This is a genomic window from Microbacterium sp., from assembly GCF_049650565.1.
Lineage (GTDB): Bacteria > Actinomycetota > Actinomycetes > Actinomycetales > Microbacteriaceae > Microbacterium.
In genome coordinates this window covers 34,335-55,525 of record NZ_JBASAK010000032.1, presented here as the reverse complement: position 1 = coordinate 55,525, position 21,191 = coordinate 34,335, and the positions used below count along the sequence as shown (strand labels likewise).

Annotated in this window: 18 protein-coding genes; 10 read left to right on the top strand and 8 right to left on the bottom strand. The window is 69.9% G+C overall.

Annotation, left to right across the window (positions count from 1 at the left end; translation table 11 throughout):
• Positions 1-1,320 (bottom strand): glycerophosphoryl diester phosphodiesterase membrane domain-containing protein (locus WA967_RS05950; protein WP_424420035.1); only part of this gene is annotated, 1,320 nt, incomplete at its 3' end.
• Positions 1,321-1,489: 169 nt separating this feature from the next.
• Here WA967_RS05950 and mtrA point away from each other — a divergent pair.
• The 5 genes from mtrA (at position 1,490) to hpf (ending at position 7,077) form a co-directional block, all read left to right on the top strand.
• Positions 1,490-2,170, top strand: a complete 681-nt coding sequence (gene mtrA / locus WA967_RS05945; protein WP_424420033.1) for an MtrAB system response regulator MtrA — start codon at positions 1,490-1,492, stop codon at positions 2,168-2,170.
• A gap of 9 nt (positions 2,171-2,179) precedes the next feature.
• On the top strand, positions 2,180-3,865 hold the full coding sequence (gene mtrB, locus WA967_RS05940) for an MtrAB system histidine kinase MtrB (protein WP_424420031.1): 1,686 nt from the start codon (positions 2,180-2,182) through the stop codon (positions 3,863-3,865).
• Entirely contained in the window at positions 3,862-5,568 is a 1,707-nt protein-coding gene (locus tag WA967_RS05935) for an LpqB family beta-propeller domain-containing protein (protein ID WP_424420029.1), read from the top strand. Before mtrB ends, WA967_RS05935 begins: the two co-directional genes overlap by 4 nt.
• A 105-nt stretch (positions 5,569-5,673) precedes the next feature.
• Positions 5,674-6,330 carry a ComF family protein gene (locus WA967_RS05930; RefSeq protein ID WP_424420027.1) on the top strand — a complete coding sequence of 219 codons (657 nt, stop codon included), beginning with the start codon at positions 5,674-5,676 and terminating at the stop codon, positions 6,328-6,330.
• Positions 6,331-6,420: 90 nt separating this feature from the next.
• Positions 6,421-7,077: a ribosome hibernation-promoting factor, HPF/YfiA family gene (gene hpf, locus WA967_RS05925; protein ID WP_424420025.1), complete on the top strand. Its 657-nt coding sequence runs from the start codon at positions 6,421-6,423 to the stop codon at positions 7,075-7,077.
• Positions 7,078-7,279: 202 nt separating this feature from the next.
• On the opposite strand, the gene WA967_RS05920 is transcribed toward hpf, so the two are convergent.
• From WA967_RS05920 to WA967_RS05905, 4 genes are all read right to left on the bottom strand, one after another.
• Positions 7,280-8,596 carry a hypothetical protein gene (locus WA967_RS05920; protein ID WP_424420023.1) on the bottom strand — a complete coding sequence of 439 codons (1,317 nt, stop codon included), beginning with the start codon at positions 8,594-8,596 and terminating at the stop codon, positions 7,280-7,282.
• A 172-nt stretch (positions 8,597-8,768) separates the two neighbouring features.
• A complete protein-coding gene (locus WA967_RS05915) occupies positions 8,769-11,492 on the bottom strand; it encodes an FtsX-like permease family protein (RefSeq protein ID WP_424420021.1) in 2,724 nt (907 codons plus the stop codon).
• Positions 11,489-12,208, bottom strand: coding sequence for an ABC transporter ATP-binding protein (locus WA967_RS05910; protein ID WP_424420019.1), 720 nt, complete (start codon positions 12,206-12,208; stop codon positions 11,489-11,491). Before WA967_RS05910 ends, WA967_RS05915 begins: the two co-directional genes overlap by 4 nt.
• The gene (locus WA967_RS05905) at positions 12,205-12,798 is read right to left on the bottom strand and encodes a PadR family transcriptional regulator (protein ID WP_424420017.1); all 594 of its coding nucleotides are present in this window, start codon (positions 12,796-12,798) and stop codon (positions 12,205-12,207) included. The genes WA967_RS05910 and WA967_RS05905 overlap by 4 nt, the downstream gene beginning before the upstream one ends.
• 211 nt (positions 12,799-13,009) lie before the next feature.
• On the opposite strand from WA967_RS05905, the gene secA reads away from it, so the two are divergent.
• The 3 genes from secA to WA967_RS05890 all read left to right on the top strand — a co-directional run bounded on the left by secA (position 13,010) and on the right by WA967_RS05890 (position 17,775).
• The gene (gene secA / locus WA967_RS05900) at positions 13,010-15,769 is read left to right on the top strand and encodes a preprotein translocase subunit SecA (RefSeq protein ID WP_424420015.1); all 2,760 of its coding nucleotides are present in this window, start codon (positions 13,010-13,012) and stop codon (positions 15,767-15,769) included.
• Positions 15,770-15,873: 104 nt separating this feature from the next.
• Positions 15,874-16,521, top strand: a complete 648-nt coding sequence (locus WA967_RS05895; protein WP_424420013.1) for a GntR family transcriptional regulator — start codon at positions 15,874-15,876, stop codon at positions 16,519-16,521.
• 30 nt (positions 16,522-16,551) lie between these two features.
• The gene (locus WA967_RS05890) at positions 16,552-17,775 is read left to right on the top strand and encodes a pyridoxal phosphate-dependent aminotransferase (protein ID WP_424420011.1); all 1,224 of its coding nucleotides are present in this window, start codon (positions 16,552-16,554) and stop codon (positions 17,773-17,775) included.
• Here WA967_RS05890 and WA967_RS05885 read toward each other — a convergent pair.
• Both WA967_RS05885 and WA967_RS05880 read right to left on the bottom strand, forming a co-directional pair.
• Positions 17,723-18,919, bottom strand: coding sequence for an AAA family ATPase (locus tag WA967_RS05885; RefSeq protein ID WP_424420009.1), 1,197 nt, complete (start codon positions 18,917-18,919; stop codon positions 17,723-17,725). The two genes, WA967_RS05890 and WA967_RS05885, sit on opposite strands and share 53 nt — an antisense overlap.
• On the bottom strand, positions 18,916-19,530 hold the full coding sequence (locus WA967_RS05880) for an SAF domain-containing protein (RefSeq protein ID WP_424420008.1): 615 nt from the start codon (positions 19,528-19,530) through the stop codon (positions 18,916-18,918). The genes WA967_RS05885 and WA967_RS05880 overlap by 4 nt, the downstream gene beginning before the upstream one ends.
• Before the next feature lie 97 nt (positions 19,531-19,627).
• On the opposite strand from WA967_RS05880, the gene WA967_RS05875 reads away from it, so the two are divergent.
• Positions 19,628-19,906 (top strand): helix-turn-helix domain-containing protein, encoded by a 279-nt coding sequence (locus WA967_RS05875; protein WP_424420006.1) that lies wholly within the window; start codon positions 19,628-19,630, stop codon positions 19,904-19,906.
• Between the two features lie 45 nt (positions 19,907-19,951).
• Here WA967_RS05875 and WA967_RS05870 read toward each other — a convergent pair whose 3' ends face one another.
• Positions 19,952-20,557, bottom strand: a complete 606-nt coding sequence (locus WA967_RS05870) for a hypothetical protein (RefSeq protein ID WP_424420004.1) — start codon at positions 20,555-20,557, stop codon at positions 19,952-19,954.
• Positions 20,558-20,720: 163 nt separating this feature from the next.
• Here WA967_RS05870 and WA967_RS05865 point away from each other — a divergent pair, with 163 nt between their 5' ends.
• On the top strand, positions 20,721-21,107 hold the full coding sequence (locus WA967_RS05865) for an Rv3235 family protein (RefSeq protein WP_424420037.1): 387 nt from the start codon (positions 20,721-20,723) through the stop codon (positions 21,105-21,107).
• The last annotated feature ends 84 nt before the right edge of the window (positions 21,108-21,191 follow it).

Here is a 21,191-nt window from a genome sequence, read left to right as displayed (position 1 = left end):
GTAGCCCTGCTGCGCCGGGTAGCCCTGCTGCGCCGGGTAGCCCTGCTGCGCCGGGTAGCCCTGCTGCGCCGGGTAGCCCTGCTGCGCCGGGTAGGGCGCGGGTGCGGGGTACGGCGCGGGTGCGGGGTACGGCGCGGGCGCACCGTACGGGTACGGAGCCTGCGCACCGTACGGGTACGGCGCCGGATGCGGATACTGTCCCGAGTACTGCCCGGGATAGGCGAGGGCGGGCATCCGCGGCGGCGGGTTCTTCGGCACGGCCCGGGCGGGATCCACTGCCCACGGGTCGCCGAGCGCCGCATCCGAGGCGCCCTGCGCGCTGAGGTCGACGTACCGGATGAGCGCCTGGTCGAGACCCTCGAACCGCATTCGGCTGTCGACGTACACCAGGGTGGCGCCGGTTCCCTGAACGACCAGGGCGATGGCAGAGACCACCAGCACGAGCACCTGGGGGACGACGTTCGCGACGATCATCGTGACGATCCGGGTGGGCTCGTCGGCGCCGGTCGGCGCCAGCAGGCCCCCGAAGATCCCCGACAGCAGAGTCGCCGGGTAGGAGACCACCTGCACGGCGACGCCCATGATCGCCTGGATGAGGAACGCGATGCCGAACGCGAACCAGAAGCGGCCGCGGATGAGCCGCCATGAGCGCACCAGCGCGGTGCGCAGCGTTGCGCCCTCCAGCACGATCACCGCGGGGACGACCAGCAGCTTGGTCGTCAGCCACACGAACAGCGGGATGCTCAGCAGCAGTATGACCAGTCCGATCAGCACCGCGATGCCGATGAGCTCGAAGCCGTTCGACCCCGTCGCCGAGACCAGCCCGTACACGATCCCGAATGCGACGGCGACCCAGACCACCACGGCCAGGGCCTGCAGCAGCGAGTAGGAGAACAGGCGCCAGAATGCGGGCTTCACCCGTCGCCACAGCAAGCGCAGCGAAGCCTTCCGCCCCAGCGCGGCATACGAGACGTCGGCGGCGACCAGGCCCTGCACCACGGCGGTGAAGCCGATGGCGACCAGCGACATGACCAGCACGGCTGCGCCGCCCAGCGCCGTCGATCCGATCAGAATCGGAAGATAGTCGGCGGAGGAGGCCGGAACCGTCGCGATGCGCGCCACGATGAAGAACATCACCAGCAGCAGCACGCCGGTCGTGATCGCCGTGACCACGAACTGCACGAGCACGGCGAACCCCAGCAGCACCTTGGGGTTGTGCCGCAGCGCGGCGAACGCGCGCCCGAGCACCGTTCCGAATGTCATCGGATGCAGGGGGAAGGCACCCTTCTTGGGCGCCGGCGTCCAGGCCTGACCGCTCATCGAGCACTCCCTCCGTGTGCACTCCCATGGTTGCATAAACGAGTCGCCGCATCGTCGGCACGCGCCCGTGATCGGGACGCTGTCGGTAATGTCAAGTAGGCTGATCCGAGTTGTGGACGGCAGGGGAATCGCCGTACGCATCGCACAGAAAGATGAGGCTGGGCACAAGATGACCTCACGGATCCTCGTGGTCGACGACGACACGGCACTGGCCGAGATGATCGGCATCGTGCTTCGCACGGAGGGTTTCGACGTGCTGTTCTGCGCCGACGGCGCGCTGGCCGTGGACGAGTGGCGCTCCTCCCGTCCCGATCTTGTGCTGCTCGACCTCATGCTCCCCGGCATGGACGGCATCGAGATCTGCACCCGCATCCGCGCGGAGTCCGGCGTGCCGGTGATCATGCTCACCGCCCGCAGCGACACGGCCGACGTCGTCCGCGGCCTCGAGGTCGGCGCCGACGACTACATGGTGAAGCCCTTCAACCCGAAGGAGCTCGTCGCCCGCATCCGCACCCGCCTCCGGCCGGCGCCGCAGGCGACCGCCGAGGTGCTGCGCGTGGGCGATCTCACCATCGACGTCGATGCGCACGAGGTGCGCCGCGGCACGGAATCCATCCCCCTCACCCCGCTGGAGTTCCAGCTGCTGGTCGCGCTGGCCTCCAAGCCGCAGCAGGTGTTCTCCCGCGAGATGCTGCTGGAACAGGTCTGGGGCTACCACTACAAGGCCGACACGCGCCTGGTCAACGTGCACGTGCAGCGACTGCGCGCCAAGGTCGAGCTCGATCCGGACAACCCCCGGATCGTGATGACCGTGCGCGGCGTCGGCTACCGCGCCGGGAGCATCAGCTAGGAGCCCGCGGTGATCGCGACATCCGCGACGCGCCTGCGACCCGCATCCTGGCGCTCGCCGCGCACCTGGCCCGACGCGCTGGCGGTGAACTGGCGGCGCTCGATGCGCTTCCGTGCCACCGCCATCACGCTGGCCGCTACGTCGCTCGCAGTGCTGGTGATCTGCGTCATCATGGGCCTGGTCATCCGCAACGACCTGTTCGAGGCACGCAAGGACGAGGCGCTGCACAACGCCAGGGTCGCCGTGGCGCAGGCGCAGCGCGTGGTCGATGCCGGCGTCGCCGGCGACGACCGCGCCACGCTCACCAACCTCTGGAACGAGGCGCAGCGCGAGCTGGGCCGGGCCTCGTCGTCGAATCTCATCGTCGGCAACCTCGCCCAGCGGATCGGCGAGGGCTACACGCCGCTGGGATTCGGCAGTCTGCAACTGACCTATCAGCAGCTCAGCAACGAGCTGCGCACGCGCGTGCAGAAGGTCCCGACCCGGCAGGCCTGGCAGTCCATCGCCCTGCCGAACGGCGACCGACCAGCATCCGCCGGCATCGTGGTCGGGCAGATGCTCACCATCCCCGACGTGGCGACCTACGACATCTACATCGCCTACGACCTTGCGGACGCCGATGACACGCTGCTGTTCGTGCAGCGCACCCTGTGGCTGGCGGGACTCACCCTGATCGCCCTGATCGGGGGCATCAGCTGGCTGGTGCTGAGATCCGTCTCCGCGCCGATCATCGAGGCGGCGGAGACCAGCGCCCGACTGGCGGCAGGCGATCTGGGCGTGCGCCTGCCCGTGCACGGCGAGGACGAGCTGGCGAGTCTCGGCCGCTCGTTCAACGCCATGGCCGACAGCATCGAGCGGCAGATCAAGGAGCTCGCGGAGCTGTCGCTCGTGCAGCAGCGCTTCGTCTCCGACGTGTCGCACGAGCTGAGGACCCCGCTGACCACGATCCGACTGGCGTCGGAGATGATCAACGACCAGAAGGACGACTTCGACCCGATGACCGCGCGCACGGTCGAGCTGATGCACACGCAGGTGCAGCGCTTCGAGACGCTGCTCGCCGATCTTCTGGAGATCAGCCGCTACGACGCGGGTTCCGTCCAGCTCGAGGTCGAGGCCACGAGCCTCGCCCAGCTGGCGGAGGAGATCGTCGATCAGATGCGCCCGCTCGCGCAGGCGCACGACACCGAGCTGCGGATGGTCGCTCCCGGCGGGTACTCGCCGGTGGACATGGACCCGCGGCGGGTGCGCAGGGTGCTGCGCAACCTGGTCGGCAACGCCATCGAGCACGGCGAGGGGCGCCCCGTCGTGGTCACCGTGGACAGCAATCAGTACGCGGTCGCGGTGGGCGTGCGCGATTTCGGACTCGGGATGCGGCCGGAGGACGCGGAGCACGTGTTCGACAGGTTCTGGCGCGCCGATCCCTCTCGCAAGCGCACGATCGGCGGCACCGGACTGGGACTCTCGATCGCCCTGGGCGATGCCCAGTTGCACGGGGGCACGCTGCAGGTGTGGTCGCAGCTGGGCGTCGGCAGCAACTTCGTGCTGACTGTTCCCCGTTCGGGCGGCGAGATCACCGGTCAGGGCCCGGTCCCGCTGGAGCCCGAGGAGGCGCTGGTCGACCTCGGCACGCTGACGCAGCCCATCAGGCTGGGAGGCGACGGCGCAGGCGACGAGCAGGGGGAGGATCGGCGATGAGGCCCAGAAGAGGCATCCGCCTGCTCGCGATCGCCGTGGCCGGCCTGCTGCTGGCGGGGTGCTCGGGGCTTCCGACGTCGGGCCCGCCGAACCCGGGTCTGACCATCGGCGACGATGGCCAGGAGCAGATCTTCATCCCCACCGCCTCGGATCCGCAACCGGGCGACAGCCCCGAGCAGATCGTGAAGGGGTTCCTGGAGGCGTCCATGACGCCCACCAGCAACTGGGACACTGCGCAGAAGTACCTCACGGACGGGTTCCGCGGGACCTGGAAGCCCGGGTCGTCGGTGACGATCGACGAGTCCGTGACCACGCGCGAGTTCACCTCCACGGTCAAGGCCGACGACAAGTCGGCGAAGTCCGCCGAGGTGCACGCCCAGTTCCAGCAGGTCGCCAGCGTGGACGCCTCCGGTGCCTACACCGGCGACTCCGGCACGGCGAAGGCGACCTACAAGCTCAAGCGGGAGAAGGGCGGGGAATGGCGCATCTCCGAGGCCAGCGACGGGATCGTGCTCGATGCTCCGACGTTCCCGCGGGTGTACCAGAAGTACACGCTGAAGTACTTCGATCCGGGGTGGAAGCATCTCGTGCCCGACGTGCGCTGGTTCCCGCGCCGGCCCTCGATGGCCACCACCATCGCCCGCGCGCTGATCTCAGGAAAGCCCAGTGAGTGGCTGACGCCCGCGGTGCGCTCGGCCTTCACCGGGGACATCTCCCTGGCGGGGGATGCCGTGACCGTCGACTCCTCGCAGGTCGCGACCGTGGCGCTCTCGCGCACGGCGATGTCCGCGTCGGCCATCGACCTCTCGCGCATGCGCACGCAGCTGGAGAGCAGCCTGGCCGGCGCCGGAGTGTCAGAGGTGCGCTTCACCGTCGACGGGGCGCCGCTGGAAGCAGGACTCGTACCCGTCGACGAGAACGTCGTCGACCCGGGAGTGCTCGTGCTCACCGACGACGGCTTCGGCCGCATACTCTCCGGAGACGGCGTCGAGCCGGTCGGGGGCCTCACCGCGCAGATCGCCAAGATGGCGGTTCCTCCGGCGGCGATCGATGTCTCACTGGACGCGACGCTGGCGGCCGTGCAGCTGCGGGACGGCGACGTGGCCGCGATCTCGTCAGGCGAGCAGACGGCGCTGGATGACCGGGACGACCTGATCGAGCCCTCTCTGGATCCATTCGGGTACGTCTGGACGGTGCCCGACGACGCTCCGGCCATGCTCGTGGCGTGGGGTTCCGACAGGGGGCAGCATCCGATCGCGAACGCCTGGCCCGGGGCGGACAGCATCAGCCAGCTTCGCGTGTCCGCCGACGGGACGCGGGTCGCCGCGGTCGTCAGCACGGGAAGCCAGCGCACCGTCGTCGTGGCCGGGATCGTGCGCGGCCAGAACTCCGAACCCGTCGAGCTGGGTGCGCCGCATACGATCGGCGAGGTCACGGGTGCCTCACGGGGGCTGGCGTGGTTCGGCTCGGACACTCTCGCCGTGATCAGCAGCACGCCCGATCCGGTCTTCACGACGTTCGTCATCGGCGGTCCGGTGAGCGCCTTCGCCGCCCCGGACGGCGCGGTGGCGATCGCCGGGGCCAAGACGCCGACGGGGCTGCGTGTGCTGTCCTCGGACGGCTCGGTCTATGCGCAGCGCGGTTCGTCGTGGCAGATCGCCGTGCAGAGTGCGCGGGTGCTGGGCACTCGGGCGGGCTACTGAGCCGCGCGATCTGATCCTTCTGCACAATCGCCGGGTTCTTCGGGTTGTGCACGGATGCCGTGATCGCGGTCCGTCGTGGCCTGCGGCCTGCGCGAGGATCGTCGGATGGACGGCATCAGGGGGATCGCGCAGGAGGTGATGGCGCTGCTGCTGGCGTCGTCCTGCCCCGGGTGCGATCGCGTGGGCACGCTGCTGTGCGACGACTGCCGGTGGAGGCTGGTCGCCGACCCGCTGCGGACGATCAGCCCCGGTGGTCTCGACGTGCATGCGGCGCTGGCGTACGAGGGAGTCGCGGCGCGCTGCATCCGCCGCCTGAAGGAGGACGGCGCGACGCTGCTGGCGCGCCCGCTGGGCGGCGCTTTGCGGTCGGTGCTGGCGGCGCAGGCGCCGGCGGGAGCGCTGGTCGTTCCGGTGCCGACCGGGCACGCCGCCTACCGGCGACGCGGGTACCGAGTGCCGGAGCTGCTGGTCGGGCATGCCGGATTCACACCTGCGCGGATGCTGCGCGCGGCCCGGCCCACGGGCGATCAGCGCGGCCTGGGGCGAGAGGAGCGCGCCCGCAACGTGGCCGGCAGTCTGCGCGCGGTGCGGTCCGGGGGAGGGCGTCAGGTCGTGATCGTCGATGATGTGGTCACCACCGGAGCCACGCTGGACGAGGCCGCGAGAGCCCTGCGCGCCGCGGGATTCCGCCCGATCTGCGCGGTCGCTCTGGCCGCCACGCCCGTTCGTCGCGACACGCGGGAGATCCAGGTGAACGGATAGTGACATGTCTGGGTGCGAGTACTAGCGTAGGGATCCACAAGGCGACCACGGTCCGCCCTTGGCCGGGAGGACCGGGACAAGGAGGCAGTGATGGAAACGAGCATCGTAGGCGTCGGAGTGAGCATCTCCGACCGGTTCCGCACGGTTGTCGAGGAGAAGACGGCGCGGATCCAGACGCTCGCGCCGCGAGCGCTCCGACTCGAGATCAAGGTCACGCATCGTGCATATCGCAACGGGCGGGTTCCCGATGAGACGGTCGAGCTCACGCTGCTCGGCAAGGGTCCCGTCGTCCGCGCGGAGGCTGTCGATGCTGACAAGTTCACTGCGCTGGATCTGGCGCTCGACAAGCTCTCCGAGCAGCTTCGCCGCGCGAAGGAGAAGCGGATCGACGGCCGCAACCAGGCCCGGGGCGCGCACTTCGAGAAGGGCAGCGGCGCGCTGACCGGGATCGACGTGCAGCCGGCATCCGCCGACGTGCTCCGCGCCGTCGCGACCGGGGCCATCCCCGTGCTCGAGGACGAGGAAGAGGCGTACACGCCGGTCGTGATCCGCACGAAGAACTTCGATGCGGAGTGGATGACCGTCGAGGAGGCCGTCGACCGCATGGAACTGGTCGGGCACGACTTCTTCCTGTTCGTGGATGCTCGCACCGACCACCCGAGTGTGGTCTACCGCCGCAAGGGCTGGGACTACGGCGTCATCTCGCTGACCACTGCAGCTCCGCCCGCGGAGGTGCTGGCGTCCTGACCCGCTTGGGTTCCTGAGCCCGTCGAAGGACCGAAGGCCCGTCCCGTTCGCGGGGCGGGCCTTCTGCCCTTCTTGGATGTCTGACGTCGTCTGCGTGCGTGCGCTTCCCGCGGACTTGTCCGATTGGCGCGGCTGGATTCCCGGCATCCGTCCGCGCGAAGCGCATTTCTCCGCGCCAAGCGCGCGGAGTCGGTTCCGGTGATCAGTCGAAGATGCCGTCCAGGATGCTGCCGATCACCAGGCCGCCGAGGATGCCGCCCATCACGCCGTTGCCGCCGCGCTGTCCGCCGCCACCCCAGCCACCGCCGCCCCAGTCCTGATCCTGCGGGCGGGACGAGTCGATGTCGCGCTGTGCGAGCTGCAGAGCCTCGGATGCCAGCTGCGCCACCCGCCGCGCGGAGGACAGCGCCTGCTCGCGCGTCTCCTCGGCAGGGAGCATGGCCGGCACATCCACGCGCAGCCGCTCGGCCTCGGCGAGCCGGGTGCGGGCATCCGCTCCGATCCAGCCGCGGTGCCCTGCGATGAGCCCCCGGGCCACGCCGAGCTGGCGGTCGGCGTCGTCCAGCGCGTTCTGCACCTGGGCCAGTGAGGGGAGCGGATGCTCGATGCGGTACTGCGCCCTGCTGATCGCGGCATCCAGATCGCTGTTGGCGGTGCGCAGCTGCGTCAGCTCGGCGAACGGGTCGTTCAGGGTTCCGATCGGTGCGAGCGCGCCGAGCGCCGCCTCGAGCGCCGCTGAGGCAGCCGCCACCTCGGGCGTACGCGGAGCGTTGCGGGCCGCCACGATGTCCCCACGGGAGTCGGCCACGACGTTGGCCAGGGTGGACTCGGCGCGCAGCGCCTCGATCTCGAACTCGTCCACGGCATCCAGCAGGGCACCGGCGCGGCGGACGGCCTCGGTGGCGGTCTCCAGCGCGATGATCGCCTCGTCGTTGTGCTTCGCGGCACGGCGGCGCTCGGTCACGTCCGCACCGTGCACGGCGAATGCCAGCAGCTGCTCGGCCTCGTCGCCCGATGAGGCGATCCGCCGCATGGCCGTCTCCGCGTAGCGTGCGGAGAGCCGGGTGATGGTCTCCCTGGCCTGCGGCACGCGAGCGCTCAGCGCCTCGGCATCCTTGCGCACCTGGGCGATCACCTCGGGCGTGCGGCGCACCTTGGCGACCGTGGCGGCCAACGCACCCGTCTTCTCGGTCAGCAGGCCCTCGGCCCACTCGCACAGCTGCACGATGCGTGCGTTGCGGGTGCGCAGCTCTTCGTCGGTGTCGGGGATCTCGTCGTGGTTCAGCTGGTGCAGTTGGAAGGCCTCCTGCAGATGCAGGCGCACGGCATCCAGAGCGGCCCTGGTGTCGGACGTCAGCGCCTCGCCGAGCTCAGCCTGCGCGAACGCCAGCTCCTCGCCGGTGCTGCGGATGCGCTCGTCGGCGGCGACCAGCGCCTGCTCGGCGCGGCGCGCGAGATCGGCATCCTGCGCCGCCAGCGCTTCCTGTTCACGCTTGTTCCTGCCCCAGAATCCGGCCATGGATCGATCCTACGGTCCGGTGGGAATGTGCGCGCTGTGCATCCGATGTGCCTTCCGCGAACACCTCCTGCGCCGACACCCCGGTTTCTCGCCGACACCCCGTGCTGCGGGCGTCGGCAACACGGGGTGTGGGCGGCAGGTCGGGGTATCGGCGAAGGTGGACAGGACGGGGTCAGGCGATCGCGGTGCGGTGGGTGAGGTCGGCCCGCGGGGGACGGATCAGCAGAGAGACCAACGAGATCATCAGCGGGAGCCCGATGGCGATGCCCAGCAGCCAGAGCACGGGCGCATCGCTCAAGCGAGAGCCGGGCATGGCCTGGGTGAGTGCCCACGCGCCGGCGAGGCCGAGCAGCACACCGATCACGCACCCCACTCCGGCGATGATGATCGCCTGCCATGCCGCGACCCGACGCCGCAGCGCCGTCGTGGCGCCGACGGCGGCGAGAGTCGCGTCGTCCTCACGTCGCTCGATGCGCGCGAGGCCCAGGCTGATCGTCGCGGCCGCGATGACGATGATGCTGAGGATGCCGAGGACCAGGGCCAGCCAGGGCAGCGGCGAGTCCGGCCCGTTCTCCACGCGCACGTCGAACATCGCGCCTCCCGTGCTTGCGGTCTCGGCGTCCGCTCGCATCCGGTCCAGAGTCGCCTCAGAGGGTGCTTCGTCGAACAACGCGACCCAGCTGCGCACGACGGTGTGGACGCCGTGCTGCGTCGCGGCGGCGGGGGAGAGGATCAGCGGGTAGCCCGAGCTGATGCCGACGTGCACCTGCGTGGCCAGAGACTCCGTGCGCAGCGGTTCCGGGATCTGGCCCGTGTAGAGGTCTCTCGCACTCCAGAAAGCGAGTTGAGCGGTGTCGTCGTCGTTGACGTACTCGGCGTATCCCCGCGGCACCGGACGCTGCGCCAACGACGCGATCGCGCCACCCTCCGCGAACTCCGTGCGCTCCGCATCGGTGAGGTCGAGGCCGGTCAGCGCCTCGACGTCGTCGGGCTCGATGATCGTCAGGGTCTGGCCGGGGGCGTTGATCCAGCGGTGAATCTCCCGGGACCAGACCGACGCGTACACGACCTCCGGAGACGGCGTCGTCGTGTCCGTCATGTCGACGGCGGGTTCGATGGGGGAGGACACCGGGATGATCCGCTCCGGATGGGCGTCGGAGAGGAATGCCGGGGCCTGCGCCGGTGCTGTCTCTCCCCAGTTGGAGACGATGACGCTGCCCTTCGGCGCCGCCCAGGCCCAGTTGCGCGTCGACTGGGCCTGCGGGATGGCGATCGCACACAGCACGAAGACGGCGACGGCAGTGCTGGCGGCGATCGAGACGAATGCCGGCACGGTGCGCGGTGAATTGGCCACGGCATCCCGCGACGCGAGTCGGGCGGCCGAGCCGAAGCGTGCCAGCAGTCCGGCCAGGAGGGCGAGGATCCCCTGTCCGCTGAGAGTGACGCTCAGCAGAAGCAGCAGCACGCCGATGATCGACGCCCACAGCGCGGTAGTCTGCAGGCCCTGGTCCCAGGTGTCGGTTGCGGCGAGAACGCCGAACAGCACGCCGCCGGCCACCACTGTCGCGCCGCCGATCAGCGCGATGACAATGCCCGCGACAGGGCGGCGCAGCGACATGCGGACCGGACGTCGCGCACCGCGCAGTGCGGCGATGGCATCGCCCCGGGTGGCGCCGCGGGCAGGGACGACGGATGCCACGAGCCCGACGAGCATCGCGAAGACGATCACCCCAACCACGCTCCACGGCACTTTCAGCCCCCACGACGACCAGAACGTGTTCTTCACCCCGGGATCCAGCAGCGCATCGATCGCGGCCACGGCACCGATGCCGACCGCCGTACCGACCGCGCCGCCGACCAGACCCAGCAGCGCGCCCTGCGCGAGCACCGTGCGAAACACGTCGCCGCGGCGTGCACCGACCGTCGTCAGCACCGCCAGTGAGCGCTGCTGGCGACGAGCGCTCACTGCCATCGCGGCGGCGGCGAGCAGGCCGACGAGCAGCCCGCCGAACACCAGCCCGAGGGAGACGAGCAGGAGTGTCAGCCACGCGGAGTCGGTCTGCCCGGCCATCATGGTCGCCGAGGTCTCGGCCCCGGCGGGAGGGTCCAGCACGAGATCGCGGGCGTAGGCGACATAACCGGTGTGGTTCAGGTCGGTGAGGGTGGTGAAGTCGGGCTGCCAGTCGGGCAGGAACCAGATCGTGCTGCGCCCTGCGGCGTCGTCGCTGGACGGAGCAGCGGATTGCGGGAGGAACAGCACTTCGCGGTAGGCACTGCCGTCCATCGCACGCTGGATGCCGACAATCCGGTAGGACTGTCCACGATCGGGCAGCTCGACGTCGTCACCGACCCCCACGCCCAGCCGCTCTAGGAGCGCCGGGGACGCCATCGCCTCCTCAGCCGACTGCGGTGTGCGGCCGGACACCGCTTCGTAACGGCCATCCAGGCGGGGATCCCAGCTGTCGCCGTAGAGCACCGGGAACCCGGCGATGCCGTCGCGGGTGGTCATCCGCTCGTACCCCTCAGCGATCGCGATCGTCGCGGTGCTCTTGGGCAGTCCGGCCTCGCGGAGATCGGTCGGCGCGGGCAGCTCCGGGTTGGCGGGGGAGCCGTCATCGGCCCGGTCCATGCTCGTCAGCCAGGGCAGATCGACGGCCTGCACGCGGCTCGGATCCGCACCGCCCTCGATCCGGATCCACGACTGCGTCTTACCGAGCTCGAGGGCCACCGCCTGCTCTGGTGATGGTGCCTTGCTCTCGGTGAACGTGAGCACCCCGACAGCGGCCGCCACCGGCACCGCGATGAGCGCCGCCACCAGCACCGACGATCCCTTCGTGCGCAGCAGCTGCCGCCATGCGAGCTTCAGCGTCACACCCTGACGCGCACGCCTGCTCATGGCCGCCCCGCCAGTATGGCGTCCGCGTCGTCGCGCCGCGACTCGTCCACGATGCGGCCGTCGCGGAGGAACACGATCCGATCGGCCCACGCCGCGTGTCGCGCCTCGTGCGTGACGAGGATGCCGGCGGCGCCCGCGTCGATGCGCCCGCGGATGGTCCTCATCACCTGCTCGCCGGTCACCGAGTCCAGTGCGCCGGTGGGCTCATCGGCGAGGATCAGTCGGCGGCCGCCGATGATGGCACGGGCGATGGCCACCCGCTGCTGCTGGCCGCCGGAGAGGTCATCGGGGTAGGCGTCGCCGCGGTCGCCCAGCCCCACCAGGCCCAGGGCGTCTCGTCCGGCCCGCCGCACGGTGCGGCGGCTCACGCCGTCCAGCTCCATCGGCAGCGTGACGTTCTCCATGGCGGTCAGTGTGGGTATGAGGTTGTAGTCCTGGAACACGAAGCCCACAGCCTTGCGGCGCAGGGCCGCCAGCTGGTTGGGCGCCGCCGTGCTGAGGTGCTCGCCGTCGATGACCACCTCGCCGACGGTGGGTGTCTGCAGCCCGCCTGCGATGGACAGCAGCGTCGACTTGCCCGAACCGGACGCCCCCATCACCGCAACGAGCTCGCCGGGCATCACCTCCAGATCCACGCCGCTGAGCGCCGAGGCGGCGAGCTCCCCGACGCCGTACTGCTGCGAGACGCCCACCATCCGCAGCACTGCGGCGGTCATGCGCGTGCCTTCGACGGGCGGCCGCGCTTGGGCCGCTCGGTGGACAGCTCCAGCTCCAGCGCGCGCTGCGGATGCAGGCTGAGTCGCTGCTCGGTGTGATCCAGCCAGCGCACCTCGGCCTCAGCAGCGAAGATCATCGAGTCGACCACCAGCGTCCAGGCCAGCTCCTCGGCGCCCTCGGGGTCTGCGCCGGCGTACTTCGCCCGATTCAACTCCTGCAGCTGCGCGAGCGATGCCCTGCGCTGATTGTGGATCACGGCGGTCACGTCCACCCCGGGCAGCGTCGCGGCGATGGCCAGCTTGATGGCCAGTTCGTCGCGGGTTCCCGCTTGGCGCTCGACCGGAGAGGCCAGCCACTCGCGCACATCTGCTCGACCGGCATCCGTGATCTCGTAGTAGACGTGGCCCTGGTCGTCCACGTTCCCCTTCTGCACCAGGCCGTCGCGCTCCAGGCGCTCCAGGGTGTTGTAGATCTGGCCGACGTTCAGCGGCCAGGTCGATCCGGTGCGCCGGTCGAACTCGGCGCGCAGCTGGTACCCGTAGCACGGGCCCTGGTCGAGGATGGCCAGCAGGCTCTGACGGACGGACATGGGCGCTCCGATCGGTTTTCCGAGTATTGCGTTTCTGAGTATATGCATATCGGGAAAAGTGCAACAGCATCCGGCATCCGCGTGTCCGTTCGCCATCGGCGTGCGACGACGGGCCCGTCGTGCACAGCGGATGCATGTCACGGGCCGGTAACATGGCACGGTATGCCCGGCGGCGAACCCCGCCGGCACCCGAGATCCAAGGGAGATTTCCGTGGCCAATCCTCTCGAGAAGCTGCTGCGTGCAGGCGAGGGACGCATCCTTCGCAGGCTGAAGCAGGTCGTCAAGGCCGTGAACGCGCTGGAGGGCGACTTCGAGAAGCTCACTGACGACGAGCTGCGCGAGGAGACCACCGAGCTGCGGGCGCGCTACGAGAACGGCGAGACCCTCGACCAGCTGATGCCCGAGGCGTTCGCCGCGGTGCGCGAGGTCGCGCGCCGGACCCTGGGCATGCGCGCCTACGACGTGCAGATCATGGGCGGTGCCGCCCTGCACATGGGCAACATCGCCGAGATGAAGACCGGTGAGGGCAAGACGCTCACCGCCGTCTTCGCGATGTACCTCAACGCCATCGCCGGCAAGGGCGCCCACCTCGTCACGGTCAACGACTTCCTCGCCAGCTACCAGGCCGAGCTGATGGGCCGCGTCTACCGCGGCCTCGGCATGACCACGGGCGTGATCGTCTCGGGGCAGACGCCCGAGGTGCGCCGCGCGCAGTACGCGGCCGACATCACCTACGGCACCAACAACGAGTTCGGCTTCGACTACCTGCGCGACAACATGGCGTGGCGCAAGGAGGACCTGGTCCAGCGCGAGCACTTCTTCGTGATCGTCGACGAGGTCGACTCGATCCTGATCGACGAGGCGCGCACGCCGCTGATCATCTCGGGTCCTTCGTCAGGCGAGGCCAACCGCTGGTTCACCGAGTTCGCGAAGATCGCCCGCACGCTCGAGGCAGGCGTGGACTACGAGGTCGACGAGAAGAAGCGCACCGTCGGCGTGCTCGAGCCCGGCATCGAGAAGGTCGAGGACTACCTCGGCATCGATAACCTGTACGAGTCCGCCAACACACCGCTGATCTCGTTCCTGAACAACTCCATCAAGGCCATCGCCCTGTTCAAGCGCGACACCGACTACGTCGTCATGAACGACGAGGTCATGATCGTCGATGAGCACACCGGCCGCATCCTGGTCGGCCGCCGCTACAACGAGGGCATCCACCAGGCCATCGAGGCCAAGGAGAACGTTCCGGTCAAGGCCGAGAACCAGACCCTCGCCACCGTCACGCTGCAGAACTACTTCCGTCTGTACGACAAGATCGCCGGCATGACCGGTACCGCCGAGACCGAGGCGGCCGAGTTCATGTCCACGTACAAGCTGGGCGTCGTGCCGATCCCCACCAACCGGCCGCTGATCCGCAAGGACCAGCCGGACCTGGTCTACAAGAACGAGCAGGCCAAATTCGCCCAGGTGGTCGAGGACATCGCCGAGCGCCACGCCGCCGGGCAGCCGGTGCTGGTCGGCACGATCAGTGTCGAGAAGAGCGAGTACCTCTCGCGTCTGCTGGCCAAGAAGGGCATCAAGCACGAGGTGCTCAACGCCAAGAACCACGCTCGCGAGGCCGAGATCGTCGCCCTCGCCGGGCGCCTGGGAGCCGTCACCGTCGCGACCAACATGGCCGGCCGCGGCACCGACATCATGCTCGGCGGCAACGCCGAGTTCCTGGCCGTGCAGGAGCTGCGCGCGAAGGGCCTCGACCCGGAAGAGACCCCCGAGGAGTACGAGGCCGCGTGGGATGACACCTACGAGGCCATGAAGAAGAAGGTCGCCGAGGATTCCGTCAAGGTCACCGAGGCCGGCGGCCTGTACGTGCTCGGCACCGAGCGCCACGAGTCGCGCCGCATCGACAACCAGCTGCGCGGTCGTTCGGGCCGTCAGGGCGACCCCGGCGAGAGCCGGTTCTACCTCAGCCTCACCGACGACCTCATGCGACTGTTCCAGTCCGGCGCGGCCGAGGCGATCCTTGCCCGCACGAACTTCCCGGACGACGTGCCGATCGAGTCGGGCCTGGTCAGCCGCGCCATCCGCAGCGCCCAGAACCAGGTCGAGGCGCGCAACGCCGAGATGCGCAAGAACGTCCTCAAATACGACGACGTCCTCAACCGCCAGCGCGAGGCCATCTACACCGATCGCCGCCAGATCCTGCACGGCGACGACATCGCCGACCGCGTGCAGCACTTCATCGAGGACGCCATCGGGGGCATCGTCGACGACCACACCTCCGAGGGCCACAACGAGAGCTGGGACTTCGACGCGCTCTGGACCGAGCTGAAGACGCTGTACCCGGTGAACGTCACGATCGACGAGGTCGTCTCCGAGGCCGGCGGACGCAAGGGCGGCATCACCTCCGAGGGACTCAAGCGCGAGCTGCTCTCCGATGCCCTCATCGCGTATGAGAAGCGCGAGGAGAACCTCGGCGAGGCCGCGACCCGGGAGCTCGAGCGCCGCGTGGTGCTGCAGGTACTGGACCGCCGTTGGCGCGATCACCTGTACGAGATGGACTACCTCAAGGACGGCATCGGCCTGCGCGCCATGGCGCAGCGCGACCCGCTGATCGAGTACCAGCGCGAGGGCTACGCCATGTTCCAGACCATGATGAGCCAGATCAAGGAGGAGTCGGTCGGCTACCTCTACAATCTCGAGGTCGAGGTGCGCCGCGCTGGCGCCGACCAGACCGAGGTCGAGGCAAAGGGCCTTGCCGATCCCCAGCCCGAGCAGAAGCTCGAGTACTCCGCTCCCAACGACTCCGGTGATGTCGAGGTGCGCAACGAACGCGGTCAGGTTCAGCGGGCGGCCACAGAGCGCGCTGCCACCACCGCACGCGGTGCGTTCGGCCAGCAGGTGGATGCCGCCGAGCAGCCCGCCCCGCAGAATCGCGAGCAGCGCCGCGCGCAGAACCGCAAGAAGAAGTAGGCGCCCCGCGCATGATGAAGGCCGGTCCCGAGGGCCGGCCTTCGTCATGCACGGCAGGTGGTGGCGGTGGCCGGTGCTCCCCGCTGTCATGCAAGGATGAGCACGTGAACAGGGCACAGGAGCGTGAACTCGAATCGACGAGAGTCGCGTCGTGGCTGCGTGATGCGATCGTCAGGGGAGCGCGGAGTCCGGGAAGCCGCCTGATCGAGCGGGATCTTGCTTCGGAGTACGGCGTCAGCCGCGTGCCCGTGCGGAGCGCCCTGAAGGCCCTGGCGATGGAGGGGCTCGTCGAGCTGCGCCCGCGCACCTGGGCCATCGTACGGGAGTTCACGCAGGAGGACCTCGCCGACCTCGACGAGGTGCGGCAGGTGCTCGAGCCGATGGCTGCGCGCCTCGCCGCAGAGCGGCGCAGCGAGGAGGGCGCCGAACGACTGCGCAGGGCCATCTCGGCCGCGCCATCGACCATCGGCGCGGCGGCCGAGTTCCACGAGATCGTCGTGGAACTGGCGGGCAATCGGCTGCTCGCCGACCTGATGGGCAGCATCCGCAGCCGGCTTCGCTGGGAGCTGGCGCAGCACGACGACCTGAGCCATATCGCCGACGAGCACGTGGCGCTGCACGAGGCGATCCGCGACGGGGACGGCGACAGGGCCGCTCAGCTGGCGCACGAGCACGTGCAGAGCATCCGCGGCGACCGACTGGCCCGCGCCGAGGCGCTGCGCACCGGGTCGGTCCCCGTCGTCGCGGACTGACGCCCCCGGCGCGGCGGGTAGCATTGGCGGATGACCCGCCGAACCCTGGACCAGTCGTCCAAGCTCAAGAACGTCCTCTATGAGATCCGCGGCAAGGCACTGGTCGAGGCGGCGCGGCTGGAGTCCGAGGGCCACCAGATCCTCAAGCTGAACACCGGCAACCCCGCCACCTTCGGCTTCGAGGCCCCGCACCAGATCGTGCACGACATGCTGGCGGCACTGCCGACCGCGCACGGCTACAGCGACAGCAAGGGCATCATCTCCGCCCGCCGCGCGGTGGTCAGCCGCTACGAGCAGATCCCCGGCTTCCCGCGCTTCGATCCGGATGACGTGTTCCTGGGCAACGGCGTCTCCGAATTGATCACGATGGTCATGCAGGCGCTGCTGGACCAGGGCGACGAGGTGCTGATCCCCGCGCCGGACTACCCGCTGTGGACGGCCATGACCTCGCTGGCGGGCGGCACCCCGGTGCACTACCTGTGCGACGAGGAGAACGGCTGGCAACCCGACCTCGAAGACATCCGCGCGAAGATCACGCCGCACACCAAGGCCATCGTGATCATCAACCCCAACAACCCCACGGGCGTGGTGTACTCCCGCGAGGTGCTGCAGGGGATCGTGCAGATCGCCCGCGAGAACGAGCTGCTGCTGCTCTCGGACGAGATCTACGACCGCATACTGTTCGACGGTGCCGTGCACACACCGACGGCCACGCTGGCGCCCGACCTGCTGTGCCTGACGTTCAACGGACTGTCCAAGACGTACCGCGTGGCGGGGTACCGCTCCGGCTGGCTCGTCATCACCGGGCCCAAGGCGCACGCCAGGGGGTTCCTGGAGGGGATCACGCTGCTGGCCTCGACGAGGCTGTGTCCGAACGTGCCCGCGCAGCACGCCGTGCAGGCGGCGCTCGGAGGCGTGCAGTCCATCGACACGCTCATCGCCCCCTCCGGGCGGCTGCACGAGCAGCGCGACATCGCCTGGGAGGGGCTCTCCTCGATCCCCGGCGTCAGCTGCGTGAAGCCGCAGGGCGCGCTCTACGCGTTCCCGCGGCTGGACCCTGAGGTGCACGAGATCCACGACGACGCCAAGCTCGTGTACGACCTGCTGGTCTCGGAGAAGATCCTGCTGGTGCAGGGCACCGGGTTCAACTGGCCCACGCCCGATCACCTGCGTGTCGTGACGCTGCCCGAGGCGCGCGTGCTCAGCGCCGCCGTCGAGCGGCTCGGGAACTTTCTCGCGAGCTACCGGCAGTGACCTCGGCCCGCGCGCCGAGACCCGACGCCACCCGGCGCACCGCCGTGACCAGCGGCGACCGGGGCGACACGTCGGCGATGGCGCGCGCGTGCAGGGCTGCCGCGTCCGCCGCACGCTGATCCTCGGGCAGGAACGCCACCTCACCGATGCCCGCGAACCGGTCCAGCGTGCGCCGGATCTGTCCTCGGGCGTCGATGCCGAGCGGACCGGGGCGCACGCGGTTGGCGACGACCGTGACCGGCGTCCCGCCCAGCAGATGCCGCAGTTCGGCATGTTCGCGCACGAACCGGCTGACGCCCAGCGGATCCGCCGACAGCACAGCCACCACGGCATCGGCCTCCATCAGCGCCGCGGCGGTCGCGGCGTGGCGCGGTGGTGCACCCGGGTCCAGTCCGTCGTCCTCGGCGTCCAGCTCCGCCGCGACGTCGACGACCGTGGCCTGCGTCCACGACCTGCAGGTGTTCAGCGTCGTGCGCACGCGGGCCGCGCCCAGTTCCGGCCATCTGCTGGGGCGATTCAGGCCGCTGAGCACCTCGATCATGCCGCCGGACGTCTCCACGGGCGTCGACAGCCGCGACAGCTCCGCAGCGTCCAGCAGCCCCAGCTCGGCGCGGCGGCAGGCCGCGGCCAGTCCCGGACTGTCGTCGTCGAGTCCGAGCTGCAGCGCGAGCGACGGCGCGACGCTGTCGGCATCGACGAGCGCTGTGCGCGCTCCGGACCTGGAGAGTTCCACTGCCAGCTGGATCGCCACGGTCGAGCGCCCTGGCGCGCCGTGCGGACCCCACACGGCGATGACGCGCGACGCGGGGGCGACGGGGGCAGCGGCCGGGCCGGACTCCAGAGCTCGCAGCACCTGATCGGCCGGTGTGTCGTAGGGGAGCGGTGCGGGAAGGCCCAGGCGCATCGCCGAGCGGGAGTCGGCCGGGCCGATCAGCAGCACGCGCACGCCGGATCGATCACAGGCCCCGACCAACTCGCGGGTCATCGCACGCGTCGGTGCGACCAGCAGCGCATCCACGCCGATCAGAGATGCCGTGCTCAGCTGGGCCGCGTCGATGCGCGTGACGTGCGCTCCCTCCAGCTCCAGATCGGCGGCCAGCATCCCGGCGGCCTCGTCGGCCGCGCACAGCAGAAGCACGGTCACGAGCCGGCTCCTGCCGGAACGATCGAGATCGTGGACCCGCCGGTGATCGCGGCCAGCACGTCACCGACGTCGGCGCGGTCGATCACCACCTCCACGTCCGTGCGGCTCTGGCTGAGCATCCCCTCGGCCTCGGACACGCTCGACACGACGGCATTGCCGACGAGGATCCTGGGGGTGTCGGGCGTGCGGCCGTCCTCGAGCAGCGGGGCGTGCCACAGTTCGACGGCCGATCCTGCGCGCACGCCGGCGGGGATCGCCGTGCTGCTGACGACGACCGTCGTCACGTGGGAGTCCTTCTCATCGCCGACGCCGGAGCGGGGGACGAGCTCACCCTTCGGCAGCGTGCGCGTGACGACGGCGCCCTTGTGCAGGTCCTGCGGGGCGAGATAGGCGTCGGTCAGCGCGTTCAGCCCCACCTCGACCACCTGGAAGTCACCGGAGTCCACGCTCTCACCCGGTACGAGGGTGTGCGAGGCCTGCAGGACGGGCGTCGTCCGCCGCGATGAGGAGACCAGCATCCATACGCCTGCGACGGACACGATCACCAGCACGAGACCGATGAGGAAGCGCAGATCGCCGAAGAACGGTCTGCGGGCATGGGAGGACGTCATGCAGGCATCGTCGCAGATTCCGTCATCGGGTCCGAAAAGTTATCCACAGGGCTGATTCTCAGGAGCGGAAACCCGCGCGGCAGGGAAGAATGAACGCATGCCCGACGCATCCGACATGGCTCCTCGCTTCCTCGCACCCGCGCAGGTCGCAGAGTTGATGAGCATCGAGGTGGACGAAGTCATCCATCTCGTGCAGGAGGGGCGTCTGCGCGGATCCCAGCTCGGCTCTCCACCGCGCTGGCGCGTCGAGGAGGCATCGATCGCCGATTACCTGGCCGAGCAGGCCGAGGACGCCCGGCGCAGCGCGCTGTGGCGCCAGGCCAACGAGGCCAGCTTCCCCGAGGTGTGGGGGACGACGCCCTATCACCGGGGCTGATCGCTCGCCGGGGGCGACCGCCGGCCGGGCCGGCGCGCCGGGCTCTCAGGACGCGGCGGAGTCGCCGCGCTCGATGCGCACCCACGCCACGGCATCCAGCGGCACGATCCGGAAGCCGTGCACTGCGCGAGCGCGTCGCGGATCGCCGGCATCGTGCAGGGCGACGTCCAGGTGGTCGACGCCGGCGCGGTCGATGGTGCCGTGCTGCGGGTCGCCGTCGCGCCGCGCCAGCGTGACGGGGGTCCGGCGTCTGGCCAGGTCCCGGAGCACGAAGCCGAGCGACATGCGCTCGCGCAGCGCGGCACCCGGGGCATCCGAGGTCCCTTCGGCCAACGACGCCAGCAGCGTGCCGTGATCGACGGCGACGCCCGTGATCGCGGTCAGCGGTATCAGGCGCAGTCGCCGGTCGTCGGGTGTGGAGACCCCGATCCAGTCCGCGCCGATCACGCGCAGCGTGCAGTCCCAGCGCTCCCCGCCGGTGAGCTCGACGGCCGCGCGGGAGGCGCCGGCGGTCATCGTGCGCAGGCGCTCTCGCAGCGACAGCTTGGCGATGCGCAGCCGCTCGGACTCCGCGTCCAGAGCTGCGCGTTCGGCTTCCCACTCGGCCGCGAGCTGGCTCTCCAGGTCGTCGAAGAGATGATCCCAATCCACGCGAATGAGCGTAGGCGAATGCAGCGGGTCCGCGTGCGGGTTATCCACAGATATTCCGGTTCGCCTTCCGCCGAAGCCCCTCACGTGCTGTAATTCAGGGGAGTTCGCAATCGAGATGTCTATACGGAACTGCCACGACCCGGGGGGATCGAGCACTATGACGATGCTGTCCAGCGAGTACTTCGCACCGCAGCCGACCTCTTCGTCGGCACTGCCCGATCCCGTTCCGCTGCTGCGGGGACTCACCCGCGGCGCGCTCGAGGTGCTGGCGGGCATCCGCGAGGTGGATCAGCTCGCGCGCTGGCTCAGCGAGGACGCGTTCCGGGCCCTCGCCACGCGTGCGAACCTCTCCGCACGCGCTCGCAGTGCGCGGGGACTGGCGCCCGCACGGCCGACCTTTCAGATCCTGTCCATTCGCGTCACCCAGCCGGTCGACGGCATCGTCGAGGCCGCCATCGTGGTCGCGGGGCCCGGACGCACCAGGGCCGTCGCCGTGCGGCTCGAGGGGCTCGACGGCAGGTGGCGGGCCAGCTCCTTCGCCGTGCTGTGACCGACGCGCACCGATCCGCCGGCCGGTCCACCGGCCATGGCCGCCGCGTCCATCGGCCGGGGCACTCACGCCCAGTAGGCTGAG